Here is a 20,008-nt window from a genome sequence, read left to right as displayed (position 1 = left end):
TCACCTGATAACGCACCTGCATTGAGTAAACAATAATTGATTTTATGGTCGCGTTGTTTCATAGGAGCGACAATTGAAGGCGTCGACCGGCCTGTCCGAGTCCTGCGCCATGGGGAAGATCGAACGATGCGCGAAGCTGACAAGCCGCTTGATGCCGTGCTGGTGCAGGCACGACGCCTTGGCGTTCCCTGCGCCCTGCCCGCGCAGGAGCCGACATTGGAGCAGGCCTATGCCATCCAGCGCTCGGTGATGGCGGGCAGCAACATGCCGGTGATGGTGTGGAAACTGGCGCTTACCTCCGCCCCCGCGCGCGAAGCATTCGGTGCCGCCGAACCCGCCGTTGGAAGGCTGGCCGCCAGTGCCATTCTGAACAGCGGGGCGGAAGCGCGGACAGCCTGGGCGGAAACCTATGCCGAGGCAGAGATTGTCTTCGAGCTGGGCAGTGACCTGCCTCCCGAGGGTGCGCCCTACACGCGCGAGTCCGTGCTGCCTGCGATCAAGGCGATCTACGCCGGGATCGAGCTTGCCGCCACGCGCTTCGAGACCAGCGACCTGCCACTGGGATCGTTTGTGGCGGACAATGCAATGGGTTATGCACTGGTGCTCGGCAAGAGGCTGGCATGGACGTGGGAAGAGCGCTTTGCAGATCTTCCCGTCACCATGACGCGCAATGGCGAAGTGCAGGAAAACGGCAATTCGGCCCGCGTGATGGGCAATCCGATCGACGCGCTGGCGTGGCTGGCCAATTGGCTTTGCGTCAATGGCGAAGGCGGATTGCGGCGCGAACAGCTGGTTGCATCGGGCAGCTGCACCGGCGCGACCGAGGTGAAGGCCGGGGATGACATTCGCGCAGGGTTCGGCGGGATCGACGCCGCCTGCATCACACTCGTACCATGAGATTCGATGGGGAGATCTGGAAATGAACCTTGATTTGGGACTCGACGGCAAGGTTGCCGTCATCACCGGCGGCGGCGTCGGCATCGGCAAGGAAACCGCACGCAAGCTCGCGCTCGCGGGGGCCAAGGTGGTCATTGCGGCGCGCACCGCGTCAAAGCTGGAAGCGGCCGCCGAAGAACTGCGCGCCACCACCGGTGGCGAGATCATCGCCGTGCCGACTGACACGACGTCGAAGGAATCAGTCGAGGCACTGGTTGCGGCGGCAGTCGAACGCTTTGGCGCCGTGCACATCTTGGTGAACTGCGCCGCAGCGCCAGGCGGGCTGGTGCGCAACGCCATCGAACTGGCTGACGAAGACGCCCTGATGCTGGACCTCAACACCAAGCTGTTCGGATACTTCCGCACGGCCAAGGCTTGCGTCCCGCATATGCGCAAGGCGGGCTGGGGTCGCATCGTCAATGTCGGCGGACTGACCGCGCGTTGCACCGAGGCGCTTTCCGGTATGCGCAACACCGCGCTGGTCCACTTCACCAAGACCCTGTCCGACGAAGTGGGCAAGGATGGCATCACCGTGAACATCATCCACCCCGGCGTGACCCGCACCGAACATATCGAGGAATGGTTCGCCGAAATGGCCGCCGAGGAAGGCACCACGGTTGATGCCATAGTCAAGCGCGAGGCGGGGGATCCCGCCGCGCTCAAGCGCATGCTTGAGGTGGAGGAAGTTGCCGATCCGATCGTATTCCTGTGCTCGAAGCTTGGCAGCGGCATCACTGGCGAATCCATCGCCGTGGATGGCGGCCTCTCGCGCGCAGTGTTCCTCTAAAGCCAACGGGGGCGCCGGTCCTGCGACCGGCGCCCCCGTTCCCTCCCAAGCGAAAGCGATTGGCGAAAAGGCGGCTCAGGCCGCCTTTTTCGTTTCCCACGTAGCCCAGATCGTGGCGACAACGCTTAGCACGAGGATCACGCAGCAGGCATAGAGCATCAGGTTGAAACTGCCCGTGGCCAAGGTGGCCGCCGCAGCCGCAGGGCCAAGGCCGGTGCCGAAGGTCTGGATTGAACCCATCGCGCAGACCACTCGCCCGCGCTGGCAAGCCTCCGAACAGATTCCCGAAAGCAGCGGCTGGGCAAAGTTCCAGCTGAACATCATCAGCACGCAGGCGATGATGAAGGTGCTGCCGCTCACCTGCCCGCGAAACATCAGGAAGCCGATCACACCGGTTATGGCGCTCACGATCAGAGGGCCAGCCCTGCCCCAGCGAGGCGGCAGGAACCCGGCAAGTCCCGCCGCAACCACGCCGGCCATCGTGCCGATCGAAAGACCGCTCGCAATGGTGCCCACCGGCACCGCACTCTCGATCCCGATGCGCTCGGAATAGCTCCAACCAGCCCCCATGGCGAAGAACAGCAGGAACACGCCAACCAGCGATCCGAAGGCGATGCGCCGATCGAGCGCACCGCCGCCCGCAAACATGTCCACCTCGTCGGTCGATCCGTCGGGCAGCGCTTTGAGCGTGAGAATTGCCAAAAGGCTGGCCACGGCCACCACCGTAAAGACAGTGCGCGGCGCAAAGGCGGCCTGTATCTGTGGCAGTGCATAAAGGACCAGCGAACTGAATAGCGCGCCCGCCACGAGGTAGATCGAGAACGCACGGTCCGGATTGCGGGCGCGGCCCAGGGCCGCAAAGGCGAAACCGATGGCGATGCCCTCACCCGCGCCGGCCACAACTCGGGCTGCGGCCATTGCGGTGAATCCGGCGGCCAAGCCTGTCAGCAGGTTGCCCGCCGCAATCAGCACCAGCCCGGTCGCCACCGCCAGCCGCCAGCGCACGCGAGAGAGCGCGAAGGTGCTGAGGCCGACGGTAACGCCCATGGCGTTGATGTCCCAGGCGGCGAGGTAGCCCAACTGATCGTTATCGAACCCGCTTTGCTGCGCCACCAGCGCAAGGAAAGCAGGTGTCAGGAAAATCACCAGCGCACCGATGATCCCGATCACCACCGCGCAGGCAAGGCCTGCCGGGGTCAACCGCACCGGCTGTGCATCAGCAGGTGCGGTTCCATCCATCATCAGCGCCTGGTCCATCCTGCCCCTTCCCACCTTGGTCTTGCCGCTGTGTTCAGGCGGGGACGACGTCCTGAACCGCCAGCGCGAACTTGTCGACCAGTTCGTCCACCTCGGCCCGGTTGATCACCAGAGGCGGGGCGAACACCAGCGTATCGCCCAGCGCGCGGGTGATCAGACCACGGGCAGCCGCAGCCTTGAGCACCTGGCGGCCCGTGCGGTTGGCCATCGGGAAGGTTTCCTTCGCGCCACGATCCTTCATCAGCTCGATGCCGATCATCAGGCCCTGGCCGCGAATGTCACCCACATGGGCGTGCTGGCCCAGCCGGTCCTTCAGCTGCTGCAGCATGTAAGGGCCGACGTCGGCCACGTTTTCGACCACCTTGAGCTCGTCGATCAGCTTGAGTGCGGCCAGAGCCGCAGCCGCGCCGACCGGGTGGGCGGAATAGGTGTAGCCATGGCCGAACAGACCCGCGGTGGATGCCGCACCTTCGATCACATCCCACACCTTGGGCGAAATGAAGCAGACCGACATCGGGAAATAGCCCGAGGTCACGCCCTTGGCCGAGGTGATCAGGTCGGGCTCGTAGCCATAGGTCTGGCTGCCCCAGTAGGTGCCGAGACGGCCGAAACCGGATACGACCTCGTCCGCCACCAGCAGGATGTCGTGCTTCTTCAGGATCGGGCCGATTTCCTCGAAGTAACCTTCGGGCGGCGGGATCAGGCCGCCGGCGCCCATCACGGCTTCGGCAAAGAACGCGGCGATGGTGTCGGCGCCTTCGCGCGCGATGGTGTCTTCCAGTTCCTTAGCCAACTGCTTCGAGAACTCGCGCTCGCTCATGCCTTCAGGCGCGTTGCGATAATAGTACGGCGCGCTGACGTGAATGATCGGGCCCTTGGGCAGGTCGAACAGGGTGTGCATGCCGGGCAGGCCGGTGAGGCTGGCCGTTGCCACGCCCGAACCGTGATAGGCGTTCCAGCGCGCAATGATCTTCTTCTTTTCCGGCTTGCCGCGCAGGTTGTTGTAATACCAGATCAGCTTGAGCTGGGTTTCATTGGCATCGCTGCCCGATGCGCCGAAGAACACGCGCGACATCGGCACCGGCGCACGCTTGAGCAGTTCTTCCGCGCACTCGGCGACCACGTCGCTCGACATGCCGTTGAAGGTGTGGAAGAACGAAAGCCGCTCGCTCTGGTGCGCAATCGCCTGGGTGATCTCCTTGCGGCCATAGCCAAGGTTCACGCACCACAGGCCGGCCATGCCGTCGAGATATTCCTTGCCGTCAACGTCGGTCACGCGGACGCCGGAACCGCTCGACATCACGGTGGGCCCATCGGCCATCAAGTCGGTGATCGCGGTGAACGGGTGGAACTGGCTGCGCTGGTCGCGCAGCGCGGCCTCGGAAAGCTGGGTCGCCATGTATTTTCTCCCCTTGCCGCCCGCTTCGCTGATCGAATCAGGGCTGCAGAATATTTGACGCCGCACCCTTCGCCCATTTGATACGATTTGGCAACAGTCCTAGATAAAAATGCTTTCCTTTTGCGTTAAGTGAACAATCAACGCAGTCAGAGTCAGCATTACCGTAGGGGTCACGGCATTGACTTGCCGCCGACCGTGGCGGAGGAGAGAGGCATGGACGAGAAACCCGATCTTGGTAACGTGATGGCGATGATGTCGTTCGCCGCGGTGGTCAGCACAGGTGGATTTTCAAGCGCGGCAAACATGCTCGGCTATTCCAAGGCCGCTGTCAGCCGCCAGATTGCCAAGCTGGAGCAGAGCATAGGGGTACGCCTGCTCGACCGCACCACGCGGTCAGTCACGCTCACGCCCGCGGGACGCGAAATGTACGCGCGATGCGCTCGCATCGTGGAGGAAGTCAGCGAAGCCAACCAGATCATCAGCGGCATGGTGTCAAAGCCGCGGGGCGAGCTGAAGGTGAACGCGCCGGTGGTTTCGTCGCTGTTCGATTTGACGTCGATCCTGCCGCGCTTCCTGCAGTCCTATCCCGACGTTCGCCTGTTCGTGAATCTTTCGGACAGCAAGGTTGACCTGATCAAGGGCCGCTTTGATGTCGCCTTCTGGATGGGCGACACGTTCGAGAGTTCGCTGGATTCGGTGCGCCTGCGCCACTACCCAATGGTTCTCGTTGCTTCGCGCGGATACCTGGAAAAGGCGGGGCGCCCCAGCGCGCCCAACGACCTGAAGGACCACACCTGCATCGTCGAGACGCATATCTCGCGGGTCGGCGAATGGCGCCTGTCCGACGATGTGACCGTGGCCATCAACCGTGGCCCGTTGACGAGCAATTCGGTGCGGATGGCGCGTGAAGCCACGGTCGAAGGCTTGGGTGTAAGCTTCCTGCCCCGCTTCCTGGTGGAAGAGGACATCGCCGCCAACCGGCTTGAACCGCTGCTGCCCGATCTGGTGACTGAGCGCATCCCGCTGCACATCATCTTCCCGCGCGGGAACTACGCGCTGTCCAAGGTACGCGCCTTCGTTGACTTCGTGCGCGAGGAGATGCGTGACGGGGATGAACAGTCCCCTGGCAGTCTCCTCGCGCTCGCGTCCGCGATCTGATCCCGGCGATCCCTCCTCAGAGATCCAGGCAGTCGTTGTCGAAGCCGAAGGCCATCGCGCCGACATTGCGCGCATAGGGGAACGGGTTGTTGGCCACATGCGCGCGGGCACAGTGGATGTCGAGGAACGCGCGCTGGATCGGGTTGCCCAGGTAGATCGCCTTGCCGCCGGAGAACAGCATCAGCAGGTCGATCGCCCGCACGCACGAGTTGACCATCGACGTGGTGTGATGCCCCAGTTCGGCGCGCCGCTCGATCGGCCAGTCATTGGCTTCGGCCCGACGGTCCAGTTCGGCAAGGTCGCTCGACAGCCGCAGCTCCAGATCGTTGAGGATCACCTTCACCTCGGCCACCGCTTCCTGGATCGTGGTGTCTGCGGCAAGGCGCGCGCCGGTATAGGTTGCGCGCTTTTCCTTCGTCGCCTTGATGAAGGTTTGCAGCGCATGGCGCAATGAACCCAGCGACGTGGTCGATACGGTGCGGTTGAACAGCTGCGCAAAGGGAATGCGATAGAGCGCACCGGGGTTGGCCGCCATGCCCGGGCAGTCGAGCCGGAACATGTCCAGTTCACGGATAACGCGATGCGCGGGCACGAAGGCGTCCTCGATCACGATGTCGTTGCTGCCCGTGGCGCACAGGCCCATCGTGTGCCACGTATCCACGATCTCATAGTCCGCGCGCGGCACCAGGAAGTTGAAAGGTTCGGGTGCGCCCCCTTCTTCGGCCGGCATGTTCGCACCCAGGATCACCCAGTCGCAATGGGCCGATCCGCTGGAAAAGGCCCAGCGCCCGTTCAGGCGGTAACCGCCTTCCACCTTGGTGACCTTGCCCATCGGCATGTAGGACGAACTGACCAGCACGCTGTCGTCCTCGGCCCAGACGTCCTCGGCCGCCTGCGGATCGAACAGCGCCAGCTGCCAGTTGTGGACCGCAACGACGCCATAGACCCAGGCGCTGCTCATGCACCCTTCCGCCAGCGTGCGTGCGATCTCGCAATAGACGGCGGGCGACATTTCATAGCCGCCGTGGCGGCGCGGCTGCAGCACCTTGAAGAAGCCTGCATCGATGAAGGCACGAATCGTCTCTTCGGGCACCTGCCGTGCAGCGATCGCTTCGGCTTCGCGTTCGCGCAGCACCGGCACCATGGCGCGCGCGCGGGCGATCAGATCCTCCGGCTTCGGAAACGTATCTCCGTTAGAAGGTACGATGCGGTTCGCAATGGCGATTTCGGCCGTTTCCATGTCTTTCGAATCCTTTCCTTGCGGCGGCTCGGACGGGCAATTCCGGGCCGACGAAGTCTGTTCAACAATAATGCGCCGACCGATCCGCACGCCACCCTTTTAAGCGACCCCGACAAGCCTGCGCTGTTCAAACTTCTCACTTAAGCTGTTTTTTATCATGCACTTAAGAAGTTGTGCGAATGCCAGTCGAGGCACCCGAATCACCCTCTTTGATCGTTTCTCTTCCGCAACAATAAACCCCGATTGCCTATCACTGTAAACCGTGTAATAACGAATCACGTTCCGCAACATGAACATTCGGGCACGATGCCAAGCGCACGAGAGGGAGGCGCAGTCGTGCATTCGGGGAGAAGTCACGATGAACAGGATTCGTTCGGCAGCCGGTAAGGCGGCCTATTTGATCTCGGCTGCCGCGGTTGCGTTTGCAGCCCAGGCACATGCCCAAGATGTGCCGCAACAGGAAGCTGCCCAAGCGGGCTCCGCTGAAGCCGGCCTTGCCGATGCCATTGTCGTCACCGCCAACAAGCGCAGCGAAAGCCTGCAGAAGGTTTCGATTTCGGTCAGCGCCTTCTCGGGCGACCAGATCAAGCGGCTGAACATCACCGACACCACGCAGATCACGCAGCAGATCCCGTCGCTGCGCGTCAACGCGTGGTCGCCCAACCTGACGATCTTCAGCCTGCGCGGCATCTCGCAGAACAACTTCACCGACAACCTCGAAGCGCCGGTCGCGGTCTATCAGGACAACGCCTACATCGCCTCGATGAACGCGATTGCCGGACAGCTGTTCGACATCAAGCGCGTTGAAGTGCTGCGCGGGCCGCAAGGCACGCTGTTCGGCCGCAACGCCACGGGCGGCCTGATCCATTACCTCAGCAACGATGCCAGCAAGGACGCTTTCGAAGGTTACGCCAGCGGTGAATACGGCCGCTTCCATTCGTGGTCGATCGAAGGTGCTGCGGGTGGTGCGCTGGCGCAGGGCGTGCGCCTTCGCGTGGCTGGCCGCATGGAAAAGGCCGACGGCTATATCAAGTCGCGCGATACGTTCGATCCCACAGGCGCCCTCATCGCGCCGGGCAGCGGGCAGGATCTCGGTGGCAGGAACGGCTGGGCAGCGCGCGCCAACCTGCAGTTCGACATTACCCCCGAAGCAACTCTGAGCCTGTGGTACAAGCATGCCGAGGACAACAACGTCGCCACCGGTGGCTATGTCTTTGAAAACTGCGTCTACCTCGCCAACGGATACTGCAATACCAACGCTGCGGGCCTGAGCGACGACCAGAACGGGGTGATCAACGGCGTCACTTCGGAAAAGGCTTCGCCCTGGGTTCATTTCGGTGAACGTCCCGGTCGGCTCGATCGCGTGATGAACAGCTACCAGGGCCAGCTGGACTGGAAGCTGGGTGGTGCGGAACTGACCTCGATCACCAACTACCTGACGATGAACAAGGTCTATGCCGAAGACGGCGATGCCCTGCCCTTCACCATCGTGAACGTCGATTCGCGGGTCAAATTCCACCAGTTCTCGCAAGAGCTGCGCCTCGCTGGCGAAACCGGCATGCTGAAATGGCAGGTCGGCGGTTACTACCTCGACATGAAGTACAACGGCTCGCACGCGGTTACCGGCGCGCCGATCCTCGACCTGGCCATTGCGGGCAACGGCGGCTTCTCGCTGCCCACCGTGGACCAGCGCTACCTCATCAATTCGAAGAACTGGTCTGTCTTTGCGCAGGGCGATATCAAGTTCAACGACAAGCTCTCACTGACTCTTGGCGGACGCTATTCGAAGGACAACAAGTCCATCGATTATCGCAACATCCTCAGCGACCCCACCTATGCCCCGCAGCCCGATCCCAAGCTGCTGTTCACCGACCAGGATCTCGCCGCCGTGGTTCCGGGCGTGAACCGCGACCACTATGGCGACTGGGCAGCGCGCGTTTCGCTGAACTATCAGGCGACGCCCGATGCCCTGCTGTTCCTGTCATGGAACCGTGGCATCAAGGGCGGCAACTGGTCGCTCTCCTCCAACATCGCCGCGCAGGATTTCCGCCACCGGCCTGAAACGCTGAACAGCATCGAGGGCGGCTTCAAGACCACCCTGCTGGGCGGCAAGCTGCGGTTGAACGGCACGGTTTACCACTACATCTACGACGACTATCAGGCCTTCTCGCTCGCCGGCGGCGTGCCCAAGGTCTACAACAGCGACGCGCGCGCCACCGGTGCGGAGCTGGAAGCCTTCTGGTCGCCCTCGCGCAATTTCGACGCGGTCTTCGGGGCCACCTACGAGCATTCGCGCGTCGACAGCATTCCGGGCACGGGCGTCCAATTTGGTCCGGAACTGTTCCCCGGCGCGCCGGATTCGGAATACTGCAAGAACCTTGGCGGGGTGTTCCGTTGCGATTTCCCGCAGGCGAACATCAAGAACGCGCAGCTGCCCAATGCGCCCAAGTTCAGCTTCAACTACCTGCTGCGCTACAACCGCGATGTGTCCGGCGGCAATATTGCGGCTCAGGTCGATGGCGTGTGGTATGATGACCAGTTCCTGGAAGTGACCAATGGTCTTGGCTCACTGCAGAAGGCGTACAACGTCACCAACCTGTCGCTGACCTACAAGCACGACCAGACCGGCATCGCGCTGACCGCATGGGCGCACAACGTGTTCAACAAGGCCTATCGCGCCTATGCCCTGAACCTTGGCATCCTTGGCGTGACGTCGATCTATGCGCCGCCTGTCACCTACGGCGCCACGTTGCGCATCCCGTTCGGCGCAAACCGCTGGCACCGGCCCGGAGGCGGCACCCAGCCCCGCCGCCTCCGGGTTTGTTCAGGTCACCGGCGGGCAGGCGTGCCGTCGCCGGGCGATGAAGGGTCATGAGGCGATCGGACTGGGGCGGCCTCCCGCGCCCGGTCGTCCGTTCGGCCTTATGACACATGGCCCATAAATGCAGCCGTCATGGCGCTCAACGCCTGCTGCGGGGCGTCGTCGCGCCACACCAGCAACGTCTCGATTTCCTCCGCATAATCGCTGATCACGCGAAAGGTCAGGCCCGCCAACCTGATGTTCCGCAGTGATGCCGGCGCCAGCACCACCCCGTGCCCTGCCGCAGCCAGGCATGCTGCTGTCGGGAAATCAGCGGTTCGGATGATCTCGCCCGCTTCAAACCCTCCCTGCCGCGCCAGCCGCTGCAGGTTGTCGACCAGCCCAACTCGTTCGTGGAACTGCGGCACGATAAAGCGTTCCCCGGCAAGGTCGTGCGCGCAAACCTCCGCCAGCGTTGCCAGCGGGTGCGTCAGCCCCATGGCGGCAAGCAGCGGTTCGCGATGGATCACCCGCGCAGAGCACCCCTCCGGCCACGACGGTCGCCGCCGCACGAGACCTACGTCCAGCCGCCCCGTGCCCAGCGCGGCAAGCTGATCCGGCGTTTCCATCATCGCCGGTTCCGGCGTCACGTCGGGCGCCTCCCGCGCAAGAGCGGCCAGCACCGCACCCAGGCTGCCGTCGATCGCGGCCGAAAACACGAAGCCGATGCGCAGCGGCCCAGCCGATCCGCGCGCCAGGTTGCGGCCCACGCGCTCGGCCTTGTCCAGCTGCGCCAGCGTGGCCCGTGCCTCGGCAAGATAGAGCTCGCCCGCGCGGGTCAGCATGATGGCGTTGCGCACGGTGCGGTCCACCAGCGTCAGCCGCAGCTGGTCCTCCACCCGCCGCAGCCGTTTGCTCACCACCGACTGCGCGATCCCCAGCAAGTCCGCCGCGCGCGAGAAGCTGCCCGTGTCCGCAATGCTCACAAAGGCGCGCAGGCCGTCCGGGTCGATCATCCATTATTCCAGATTGCGATAGACTTTGCCCATCCTTCGGCATTGCGGTAATAACACAAGCGCCGCACAGACAAAGCCCCGCAAGGAGACACGACAATGGCCGGCAGCGTGCGTTTCAACTGGGAAGATCCCTTCGACCTCGAAAGCCAGTTGACCGACGACGAGCGCATGATCCGCGATGCCGCGCACGGCTTTGCCCAGGGCGAGCTGCAGCCGCGCGTGATCCAGGCTTTCCGCGATGAAGTCTCCGCCCCCGAACTGTTTCCGCTGATGGGCCAGGCCGGCCTGCTCGGCATGACCCTGCCCGAACAATACGGCGGCTCCGGTGCCAGCTATGTCGCCTATGGCCTCTGCGCGCGCGAGATCGAACGCGTCGATTCCGGCTACCGTTCAATGGCCTCGGTGCAGTCCAGCCTCGTGATGCACCCGATCTACGCCTTCGGTTCCGAAGAACAGCGCAGGCGCTACCTGCCCGGCCTTGCCTCTGGCGCGCTGATCGGCTGCTTCGGCCTGACCGAGCCCGACGCCGGGTCCGACCCCGGCGGCATGCGCACCGTCGCCCGCGCCGATGGTGATGGCTATGTCCTGCACGGCGCAAAGACGTGGATCAGCAACGCGCCCTTCGCCGATGTCTTCGTCGTCTGGGCCAAGAGCGAGGCCCACGGCGGGCGCATCCGCGGCTTCATCCTCGAAAAGGGCATGAAGGGCCTCGAAGCGCCCAAGATCGAAGGCAAGCTCTCGCTGCGCGCTTCCACCACCGGCATGATCCTGATGGACGAGGTCCGCGTCGGCGCCGATGCGCTGCTGCCCGAAGTGGAAGGGCTGAAGGGGCCGTTCGAATGCCTCAACCGCGCGCGGTATGGCATTTCATGGGGCGCGATGGGCGCGGCCGAATTCTGCCTGCACGCCACGCGCCAGTATGGCCTCGATCGCAGGCAGTTCGGCCGCCCGCTTGCCGCCACACAACTGTGGCAGAAGAAGCTGGCCGACATGATGGTGGACATCGCCATGGGCCTGCAATCATCGCTGCGTGTCGGCCGGCTGATGGACGAAGGCCGCTTTGCGCCCGAGATGATCTCCATCGTCAAGCGCAACAACGTGGGCAAGGCGCTGGATATCGCGCGGGCTGCGCGCGACATGCACGGCGGCAACGGCATTTCCGAGGAGTATCAGGTGATCCGCCACATGGTGAACCTGGAAACCGTGAACACCTATGAAGGCGCGCACGATGTCCACGCGCTGATTCTCGGCCGCGCGATCACCGGCATCCCCGCGTTCTGAACCGGGGCTGGCGGACGGCGACCGGCCCCAGCCCCTTCACCCGCACTCACGCGGCTGTGTTCAGGTGATCATCCCGGCCAGACGCGCGCGGATGATCGCTTCGGCATCGGCCACGATCCGGTCGATCAGCACCTGGCACGTCGGGATGTCGTGGATCAGGCCCTGCACCATGCCTGCCCAGAACACGCCCTTGGTCAGGTCGCCGGTCTGCAGCAATGCCTTGCCCGCGCTGCCCGCCACCAGTTCGCGCACGTCCTCGAACACCGCGTCCGGTTGTGCCAGCCGGCGCACCACCTCTTCCGAAACCGCACTGCGCCCCACGCGCGCCGTGTTCTTGAAGTTGCGGAAGATCAGGAAGCTGCCGCGCTCGTCGTTGTCGATATAGGCCTGCTTCACGTTGTCGTGGATCGGCGCCTCCACCGTGGCGCAGAACCGCGTGCCCATGTTGATGCCGTCCGCACCCAGCGCCAGTGCCGCCGCAAGCCCGCGCCCGTCGCCGAACCCGCCCGATGCCAGCATCGGAATCTTCACCTTGTCCGCCGCGGCGGGAATCAGGATCAGGCCGGGAATATCGTCCTCGCCGGGGTGGCCGGCGCATTCGAAGCCATCGATCGAGATCACGTCGCAACCCGCCTTTTCGGCTGACAGGGCATGGCGCACCGCCGTGCACTTGTGCAGGATGGTCACGCCATGGGGCTTGAGCATCTCCCAGATCTCGCGCACAGCCGGGGTGCCCGCGGTCTCCACGATCTTCACACCACCATCGATGATCGCCTGGGCATAGGCCTTGTAATCAGGCGCGTTCACGGTGGGAAAGATCGTCATGTTCACGCCGAACGGCTTCGCCGTCATGCCCTTCGTGCGCTCGATCTCGTCACGCAGCGCGTCCGGCGTCGGCTGGGTCAGCGCGGTGATGATGCCGAGCCCTCCCGCGTTGGAAACCGCGCTTGCCAGCTCGGCATAGCCCACGTTCATCATCCCGCCCTGCACGATGGGATGTTCGATCCCAAGCATCTCGGTGATGCGGGTCTTCAGTGCCATTCAGTCCTCCCTAAACGCGTCTCAAGGCGCCTCAGCCCGTTTCAACCGGCCCTCAGTCGCTCTCAATGTACGCCATTTCAGCGTGGCGCCATGCGGATCGCGCCGTCAAGCCGGATCACCTCGGCATTGACCATCGGGTTGGTGACGATCGCCTCGACCATCTTCGCATACTCCGCCGGCTTGCCCAGGCGGCTGGGGAACGGCACCTGCTTGCCCAGCGAATCCTGCGCCTCCTGCGGCAGCGAGCCGAGCAGAGGGGTCCAGAAGATGCCCGGCGCGATGGTGTTCACGCGGATGCCGAAGCGGGCGAATTCGCGCGCGATGGGCAGCGCCATGCCGACCACGCCGCCTTTCGAGGCGGAATAGGCCGGCTGGCCGATCTGCCCTTCGAACGCCGCCACGCTGGCGGTGTTGACGATCACGCCGCGCTCGCCATCCTCGTTCAGCGGATCGGCATCGTGGATGCGGCTGGCGAACTTGGACAGCACGTTGAAGGTGCCGATCAGGTTGATGTTGATGATCTTGGCAAAGTCAGCCAGCGGCAGCGGGCTGCCATCACGGTTCAGCACCTTGGCCGGCGGGCCGATGCCGGCGCAGTTGACGAGGATGCGTGCCTTGCCGTTGACCGCCTCGGCCTCTGCAATGGCGTTCGTCACGGCGTCTTCGTCGGTCACGTTCACGGCGGCGAAGCGGCCGCCGATCTCGGTCGCCTTGGCATGGCCAAGATCGGTATTGAGATCAAACAGCGTAACCTTGGCGCCGCGCGCCGCCAGCAGCTCGGCCGTTGCCGCGCCAAGCCCCGATGCGCCGCCGGTGACGATGGCGGCCAATCCGTTGATGTCCATTCAAGTCCTCCCGTTGGGGTAAATTCAGCCCTGGTTTTCAGGCAGCAAGCGCGCGGGCGATGACCATGCGCTGGATGTCCGAAGTACCTTCGTAGATCTGGCAAACCCGCATATCACGGTAGATGCGCGCCACGCCGTATTCCTCAAGATAGCCATAGCCACCGAGTGTCTGCAAAGCGCCCGACACGACCTCCTCGGCCGTTTCAGAGGCAACCAGCTTGGCCATCGAGGCCTCGGTCAGGCACGATGCACCGCTGTCCTTAACCGCCGCTGCATGGAGCACGAGCTGGCGCGCCGCCTCAAGCTTTGCGGCAAGACCAGCCAGCCGATGGCCCACCGCCTGATGTTCGATGATCGCCTGGCCAAAGCTCTTGCGCTCCTTCGCATAGCGGATCGCGATCTCCAGCGCCGCCTGCGCCATGCCGATGCACTGCGCGGCAATGCCGATGCGCCCGGCCTCCAGATTGGAAAGGGCGATGCGATAGCCCTCGCCCACGGCGCCCAGCACCATGTCATCGGGCACGAACACATCGTCGAAACGGATGGCGCACGTGTCCGACGCGTTCTGGCCAAGCTTGTGCTCCACTTTGTCAACCGCATAGCCCGGGCTGTCGGTCGGCACGAGGAACGCGGTCATGCCGCGCTTGCCCGCTTCGGGATCGGTCACGGCGAAGACAATCGCCACCTTGGCAATGCGGCCGTTGGAAATGAACTGCTTGGCGCCGTTGAGCCGCCAGCCGCCCTCCACCTTCACCGCGCGGGTGCGCATGGCAGAGGCATCGGATCCGGCGTCAGATTCTGTCAGGGCGAAGGCACCGGTCGCGCGCCCGCCGATCAGGTCCGGAAGATAGCGCGTCTGCTGCGCTGGAGTGCCCAGCTTCAGCAGGCCGCCGACGATCAGGCTGTTGTGGATCGAAACGATGGTGGACAGCGCTCCGTCCCCTGCCGCGATCTCGACCAGCGCCAGCGCGTAGGACACGCTGTCCAGCCCGGCCCCGCCCGCTTCGGCGGGTGCGATCATGCCCATCAGCCCAAGTCCGGACAGTTCGGCCCAGAGGTCATCGGGATAGCCCTTGGCCGCCTCGAAGGCTGCGGAACGGGGCAGAAGCCGCTCCTGCGCGAAATCACGCACCATGTCGCGCACGGCAATCTGGGTTTCGGTGAGAATCATCACACTCGTTCGCTTATACTATACTCATGAGTAGATTGCGTTCGCACGCGTTTTCTGTCAACTCCCTGTATTGCATGGACACCGCCCCGGAAGCCGACTCCCCCTTCCTCTCTGCCGAGCAGAAACGCACCGCGCGTGAGGCGAAGCGCGCCGCCGTGCTGCGGGCGGCGGTGCAGATGTTCAACCGGCGCGGCTTCCACCAGACGTCGCTCGACGATGTCGCCGCCAGTCTCGGCATCTCGAAGCCGACCATCTACCATTACCTTGGCAACAAGGATCAGGTGCTGCTGGAATGCGTGGTGATCGGGCTGGGGCAGCTGATCGATCTTGCCGAACACTGCCGCACCCTGCCCGGCAGCGGCGCGGACCGGCTGATTGCCTACCTGACGCGCTATGCCGAGATAAACATGGACGACTTCGGCCGCTGCGTGATCAGGACCGCAGAAGAGGCGCTGGCTCCGGAAAGCCGAGCCCGCTTTCGCCACCTGAAGCGTCGCATCGATGCGGACATGCGGGGATTCATCGCCGCGGGCATGGCGGATGGTTCGCTTGCCCCCGGCGACGTGAAGCTCACCGCATTTGCGCTGGCCGGTGCGTTGAACTGGCCTGCACGCTGGCAGAACCCCGAGGGCGAGGACGCACCCGATGCGATTGCCCGCAAGCTGGTCGAATTCCTCGGACATGGCTTCACCCCGCGAGCCTGACCGCGCCAGGCAAACCCCATGGTTGAGAGAAGGCAGGTCCGGCCCATGCTCACCCGGCCGCCGTGCTTGCAGATGGAAGGAACATGCGCGCCGCCACCTGTTCGGCATGGCTGAATTGTGGCAAGCAACAATCATGGGTGGAGCGTTGTGAGTGGGTCGGAGGGGCCGTTTCGCGCGGGCGTGCCAAACCTTGCCTGGCTGCGCGCCTTCGAGGCTTATGGCCGAACGGGCGGAATCCGACGCGCGGCGGCACTTATCGGCATCGACCATTCCGCTGTCAGCCGCCATCTGAAGGCGCTGGAGAACCTTGTAGGGGTCAACCTGATCGACGCCAGCGCGCCGGGCGGGCTGACCGAGGCAGGCCTGCATTACTACCACACGGTATCGGATGCACTGTCAGCCATTGAAGCCGAGACCACCCGACTGCGCAAGGCGCGGCGCGACAGACTGACTCTGTGGTGCGTGCCCGGCCTTGCCGTGCGCTGGATGCTGCCACGACTGCGCGGCTTTACCGACACCTTTCCTGATATCGCGCTCGAACTGCGCCCGTCGGATGCGCCGCCAGATCCACGCGATGCAGAAGTGGATGGCGATGTGCGATATTATCGCGATGGCGGGGCCGCCGCCGCGATGGTGCGATCGAATGAACTCGCGCGCCCCAGCGTCTTCCCGGTGTGCAGCCCCGGCTATCTCGCCACGTTGCCGCCGCTTGCCTCTGCCGGGGACCTGCTGGGTGCAAGGCTGCTGCACGAGGAAAGCGACATCGAATGGCGGGACTGGCTGGCCGGCCAGGGGATATCCCTGCCGGGCGATGCCCTGCCGGGCCCGCGCCTGTGGCACGCACACCTTGTGCTGGATGAATGCCGCAATGGCCGTGGCATCGCACTGACCAACGCCTTTCTGCTGGGGGATGACCTGGCGTCCGGTCGGCTTGTCAGGGTGGAGCCGCAGGCGAAGCCATTCAACGAGGTCTCGCTGGGTGCCTATTTCCTGACAATGCGCGCAGAGCGCTGGTCAGAACGGCCGGTGGCGCTGTTCCGGCAATGGCTGAAAGCGGCGATGACTTCGGACCTGGGTGGTGATTTTTAGTCACCACCCAGCGCCAATCGCACGCCTGCACACCACCGCATCACCCCCGCATGGCACAAGGGACCCAAGGAGGCCCCGACATGCTGACCGAAACCCGCAGCGCCGACCAATCGCCCATCCATCACGAACTGCTGAGGCAGAATGCCTTCATCGCAGGCAAGTGGGTGAACGGACCGGACCGTATCGCGGTGACCGACCCAGCCACGGGCAAGGTCATCGGCAGCGTCCCCGACCTTGGCGCAGACGCCGCGCTGACGGCGGTGGAGGCGGCCCAGGCAGCCTTGCAGGACTGGCGCAGGGTCTCACCGCTGGAGCGCGCCAATGTGCTGCTGCGCTGGTACGACGCGATCATTGCCAATCAACAGGCGCTGGCGCGCCTGCTGGTGGCCGAACAGGGCAAGCCCCTAGCAGAAGCTGTGGGCGAGATCGGCTATGCCGCCGCCTTTGTGCGCTGGTTTGCCGAAGAGGCCCGCAGGATCAATGGCGATGTGCTCGCCTCGGAAGAATCGCGCCGGCTGATGGTGCTGCGTGAGCCAGTGGGCGTGGTCGGGGCCGTTACGCCGTGGAACTTTCCGGCGGCGATGATCACCCGCAAGGTTGCGCCCGCACTGGCGGCAGGCTGCACCGTGGTGCTCAAGCCGTCCGAACTGACCCCCTTCACCGCGCTGGCGCTGGCGGATCTGGGCCAGACTGCCGGCATTCCGGCAGGGGCGTTCAACGTGGTGACAGGCCAGCCCGCCCCGATCGGCGACGTGCTGACCAGCGATCCCCGTGTGCGCAAGTTCACCTTCACCGGATCGACCGCGGTGGGCAAGATGCTGGCCGCGCGCTGCATGGACACGGTAAAGCGTGTCTCGCTTGAACTGGGAGGAAACGCGCCATTCCTGGTGTTCGACGATGCCGATGTCGATGCCGCCGTGGCGGGTGTGATCGCATCGAAGTTTCGCAACAGCGGCCAGACCTGCGTCTGTGCGAACCGGATCTACGTCCAGCGCGGCATCAAGCCGCTCTTCGCCGAAAAGCTTGCCGTCGAAGTGGCCAGGCTGACGCCCGGTTGCGGCACCGAGCCGGGGGTGACGCAGGGCCCGCTGATCAACGACGCGGCAGTGGAAAAGGTGGCACGCCACGTGGCCGATGCCGTGTCGCGCGGCGGTCGCGTGCTGGTGGGCGGATCGCGCATCGAAAGTGCGGGTGCGTTCTTCGCACCCACGGTGATCGACGATGTGCCGGCAGACGCGTTGCTGTGTCGCGAAGAAACGTTCGGACCGGTGGCGGGCCTGGTGACTTTCGACACCGAGGAGCAGGCGGTGGCGTTCGCCAATGACAGCAGCGCGGGCCTTGCCGCCTATTTCTACACGCGTGACCATGCCCGCATCGTACGTGTGCAGCGTGCGCTGGAATACGGGATCGTGGGTGCGAACACGGGACTGATCTCCACTGAAACAGGCCCGTTCGGCGGGATCAAGGAATCCGGCATCGGTCGCGAAGGCTCACGCCACGGGATGGACGACTATCTTGAATTCAAGTTCGTCTGCGAAGGGCTGCGCTGACGCGGGTTTTGACCGGGCGCCGCCCCCAGACGGATGGGGATCATTCCACCACGAAGTAATGGATGCGGTTGGCGCCCGGTATCTTCTCGGCCACGCCGACGAACACATGGCGCGCCAGCCAGTCGTGCGGGCCTTCGGGTACGTCGAACTTGGGCGATACCCGCATGTAGTATTCGTGCGGCTCGGCATGTTCGTTGCGGGCCATGCGTTCGGCAACTTCCTCGGTATAGGCCCAGCGGTAGCCGCGGTTCTGCATGTAGATGATCGTGCCGTCATCGAGTTCGAGCATGTAGCGTGCATCGAAATCGATCACCCCGTCGGGGCGAAGCAGCGGCCAGTCGCCACCGCTCATCGGAATGACGCGGCCCTTGATGCCGGGCCCCTCCACCTCGCCTTCCACCGCATAGACGCCCGCGCGGGTGGCCCCCATGGTGGTGGGCTTCAGCCAATAGGGCTTGCCCAGCGTCAGCGCGATCGAGAACGCATAGCGGAACCTGGGGGCAAAGGGCTGCCAATCAATCAACCTGGATCTCCCTGCGGATGTCGAAGTGGCTTGCATAGTGATCTTATTTGATTGATCAAGCATCATTGTCGCGCCGCCAGCGGCGAAGCATCAGCAGGAAGCCCTTCTTGGACCAGATCGACCTTTCCCTCCGCCTCGAACATGTGTTCGACATCCGGATCAACTTCGACCGGCGCTGGTCGACCGAGCCTATCCATCGCGACGGGCCGCGCTTTGCCTATACCTCGGTGGGTGCGGGAAGCACTGTCAGCGGCCCGAGGCTGCAGGGCAAGCTGGTGGACCACAGCGGGGCCGACTGGCCCATGATCCGCACCGATGGCGTGGTGGAACTGAACGCGCACTACATGATCGAGGCCGACGACGGTGCGCTGATCTACATCCGCAACCTTGGCTATGTGCACGGAATGCTGGAGCGGCCAGGCCACGATCCGGTGCCACCCTATTTCCGCTGCACCCCCTATTTCCGCGCGCCCGATGGTCCGCACGAATGGCTGAACCGCACGGTGATCATCGGCAAGGGCGTTCGCCGCCCCGCCGCGGAAGGGAGCGCGGAGCCCGACCATTCGCTGTTCCGATACTACGCGGTGCGGTGAGTCCCGGCGGGGGGCGAGATGTGCAACTGTGCGCCGATCCTGGAAAGCAGCTCATCAAGCTGGGCCCGCTCCGCCGTGTTGAGCCCGGCGAGCAGGTTTTCGTGAAAGGCGTTGCGCCGGGCAAGCGTCGCTTCATGCTGCGCCCGGCCGCGGGCCGTGAGGTGCAGGATCGAGGTCCTGAGGTCCTTTGGGTTCTTGTGCCGTTCGACCAGGCCCTTGCGCTCAAGCGAGCCGATTGCCCGGCTGACTTCGGCAAGGTCCGCCCAGGCGAGTTCGGCCACGCGACCGGGGGTGCCGCCGTCCTCGACCGCAGCGAGCCGGACCAGCACGCGCCATTCGGCATAAGTCAGCCCATCGGTGTCCATCAGATCGCGGATGGTCAGGCGGTCCATCACCTTGGCCAACAGGCCGATGCGGAAGGTGGGATAGTCCAGCCCGGTGATCGCCCAGCCCGGCAGGGCGATATCATCCGCAGGCGGCGTATCCCCGCCCATTCCGCCAGTCCCGGCCGGATGGGCCATCTTCGCGTCGTCACTTGCCTGCATGTTCCACCTGAGAGTCCGGCCGGGGCGCGGCTTGCCGGCCGGCGCCATCTGCCGCGATGCCATAGCCGGTCGA

18 protein-coding genes are annotated in these 20,008 nt (G+C 64.3%); 9 read left to right on the top strand and 9 right to left on the bottom strand.

What is annotated here, in order from left to right:
* The first annotated feature begins 126 nt into the window (after positions 1–126).
* Both POM99_RS10975 and POM99_RS10970 read left to right on the top strand, forming a co-directional pair.
* On the top strand, positions 127–897 hold the full coding sequence (locus POM99_RS10975) for a 2-keto-4-pentenoate hydratase (RefSeq protein ID WP_277277698.1): 771 nt from the start codon (positions 127–129) through the stop codon (positions 895–897).
* Positions 898–919: 22 nt separating this feature from the next.
* Positions 920–1,723 carry an SDR family NAD(P)-dependent oxidoreductase gene (locus tag POM99_RS10970; RefSeq protein WP_277277696.1) on the top strand — a complete coding sequence of 268 codons (804 nt, stop codon included), beginning with the start codon at positions 920–922 and terminating at the stop codon, positions 1,721–1,723.
* A 75-nt stretch (positions 1,724–1,798) separates the two neighbouring features.
* Here POM99_RS10970 and POM99_RS10965 read toward each other — a convergent pair whose 3' ends face one another.
* Both POM99_RS10965 and POM99_RS10960 read right to left on the bottom strand, forming a co-directional pair.
* Positions 1,799–2,980 carry an MFS transporter gene (locus POM99_RS10965; RefSeq protein WP_277277694.1) on the bottom strand — a complete coding sequence of 394 codons (1,182 nt, stop codon included), beginning with the start codon at positions 2,978–2,980 and terminating at the stop codon, positions 1,799–1,801.
* A gap of 34 nt (positions 2,981–3,014) precedes the next feature.
* Complete coding sequence (locus tag POM99_RS10960; RefSeq protein WP_277277692.1) at positions 3,015–4,379, bottom strand: aminotransferase; 1,365 nt, start codon at positions 4,377–4,379, stop codon at positions 3,015–3,017.
* 213 nt (positions 4,380–4,592) lie between these two features.
* On the opposite strand from POM99_RS10960, the gene POM99_RS10955 reads away from it, so the two are divergent.
* Positions 4,593–5,537 (top strand): LysR family transcriptional regulator, encoded by a 945-nt coding sequence (locus tag POM99_RS10955; RefSeq protein WP_277277690.1) that lies wholly within the window; start codon positions 4,593–4,595, stop codon positions 5,535–5,537.
* A gap of 16 nt (positions 5,538–5,553) precedes the next feature.
* On the opposite strand, the gene POM99_RS10950 is transcribed toward POM99_RS10955, so the two are convergent.
* Complete coding sequence (locus POM99_RS10950) at positions 5,554–6,777, bottom strand: acyl-CoA dehydrogenase family protein (protein WP_277277688.1); 1,224 nt, start codon at positions 6,775–6,777, stop codon at positions 5,554–5,556.
* 358 nt (positions 6,778–7,135) lie between these two features.
* On the opposite strand from POM99_RS10950, the gene POM99_RS10945 reads away from it, so the two are divergent.
* Positions 7,136–9,652, top strand: coding sequence for a TonB-dependent receptor (locus POM99_RS10945; RefSeq protein WP_277277686.1), 2,517 nt, complete (start codon positions 7,136–7,138; stop codon positions 9,650–9,652).
* Positions 9,653–9,699: 47 nt separating this feature from the next.
* Here the strand turns inward: POM99_RS10945 and POM99_RS10940 are convergent, their stop codons facing one another.
* Entirely contained in the window at positions 9,700–10,593 is an 894-nt protein-coding gene (locus POM99_RS10940; RefSeq protein ID WP_277277684.1) for a LysR family transcriptional regulator, read from the bottom strand.
* A gap of 96 nt (positions 10,594–10,689) precedes the next feature.
* On the opposite strand from POM99_RS10940, the gene POM99_RS10935 reads away from it, so the two are divergent.
* Positions 10,690–11,874, top strand: coding sequence for an acyl-CoA dehydrogenase (locus tag POM99_RS10935; RefSeq protein ID WP_277277682.1), 1,185 nt, complete (start codon positions 10,690–10,692; stop codon positions 11,872–11,874).
* A gap of 60 nt (positions 11,875–11,934) precedes the next feature.
* Here the strand turns inward: POM99_RS10935 and POM99_RS10930 are convergent, their stop codons facing one another.
* From POM99_RS10930 to POM99_RS10920, 3 genes are all read right to left on the bottom strand, one after another.
* Complete coding sequence (locus tag POM99_RS10930; RefSeq protein WP_277277680.1) at positions 11,935–12,915, bottom strand: NAD(P)H-dependent flavin oxidoreductase; 981 nt, start codon at positions 12,913–12,915, stop codon at positions 11,935–11,937.
* A 77-nt stretch (positions 12,916–12,992) separates the two neighbouring features.
* A complete protein-coding gene (locus POM99_RS10925) occupies positions 12,993–13,760 on the bottom strand; it encodes an SDR family NAD(P)-dependent oxidoreductase (RefSeq protein WP_277277678.1) in 768 nt (255 codons plus the stop codon).
* A 37-nt stretch (positions 13,761–13,797) separates the two neighbouring features.
* Positions 13,798–14,931 (bottom strand): acyl-CoA dehydrogenase family protein, encoded by a 1,134-nt coding sequence (locus tag POM99_RS10920; protein ID WP_277277676.1) that lies wholly within the window; start codon positions 14,929–14,931, stop codon positions 13,798–13,800.
* Positions 14,932–15,005: 74 nt separating this feature from the next.
* Here POM99_RS10920 and POM99_RS10915 point away from each other — a divergent pair, with 74 nt between their 5' ends.
* From POM99_RS10915 to POM99_RS10905, 3 genes are all read left to right on the top strand, one after another.
* A complete protein-coding gene (locus POM99_RS10915; RefSeq protein ID WP_277277674.1) occupies positions 15,006–15,635 on the top strand; it encodes a TetR/AcrR family transcriptional regulator in 630 nt (209 codons plus the stop codon).
* A gap of 180 nt (positions 15,636–15,815) precedes the next feature.
* Positions 15,816–16,724 carry a LysR substrate-binding domain-containing protein gene (locus POM99_RS10910; RefSeq protein ID WP_277277672.1) on the top strand — a complete coding sequence of 303 codons (909 nt, stop codon included), beginning with the start codon at positions 15,816–15,818 and terminating at the stop codon, positions 16,722–16,724.
* Positions 16,725–16,804: 80 nt separating this feature from the next.
* On the top strand, positions 16,805–18,274 hold the full coding sequence (locus POM99_RS10905) for an NAD-dependent succinate-semialdehyde dehydrogenase (protein ID WP_277277670.1): 1,470 nt from the start codon (positions 16,805–16,807) through the stop codon (positions 18,272–18,274).
* A 40-nt stretch (positions 18,275–18,314) separates the two neighbouring features.
* On the opposite strand, the gene POM99_RS10900 is transcribed toward POM99_RS10905, so the two are convergent.
* Positions 18,315–18,797 (bottom strand): DUF3237 family protein, encoded by a 483-nt coding sequence (locus POM99_RS10900; protein WP_277277668.1) that lies wholly within the window; start codon positions 18,795–18,797, stop codon positions 18,315–18,317.
* Positions 18,798–18,904: 107 nt separating this feature from the next.
* Between POM99_RS10900 and POM99_RS10895 the strand changes: the two genes are divergently transcribed.
* A complete protein-coding gene (locus tag POM99_RS10895; RefSeq protein ID WP_277277666.1) occupies positions 18,905–19,390 on the top strand; it encodes a DUF3237 domain-containing protein in 486 nt (161 codons plus the stop codon).
* Here the strand turns inward: POM99_RS10895 and POM99_RS10890 are convergent.
* Positions 19,375–19,998: a MarR family winged helix-turn-helix transcriptional regulator gene (locus POM99_RS10890; RefSeq protein ID WP_277277664.1), complete on the bottom strand. Its 624-nt coding sequence runs from the start codon at positions 19,996–19,998 to the stop codon at positions 19,375–19,377. The genes POM99_RS10895 and POM99_RS10890 overlap by 16 nt on opposite strands.
* Between the last annotated feature and the right edge of the window lie 10 nt (positions 19,999–20,008).

This window comes from Novosphingobium cyanobacteriorum (genome assembly GCF_029436685.1).
In the GTDB taxonomy this organism is placed as follows: domain Bacteria; phylum Pseudomonadota; class Alphaproteobacteria; order Sphingomonadales; family Sphingomonadaceae; genus Novosphingobium; species Novosphingobium cyanobacteriorum.
Note: the sequence above shows the minus strand (reverse complement) of the source record. Positions and strands in the feature narration are given on the sequence as shown.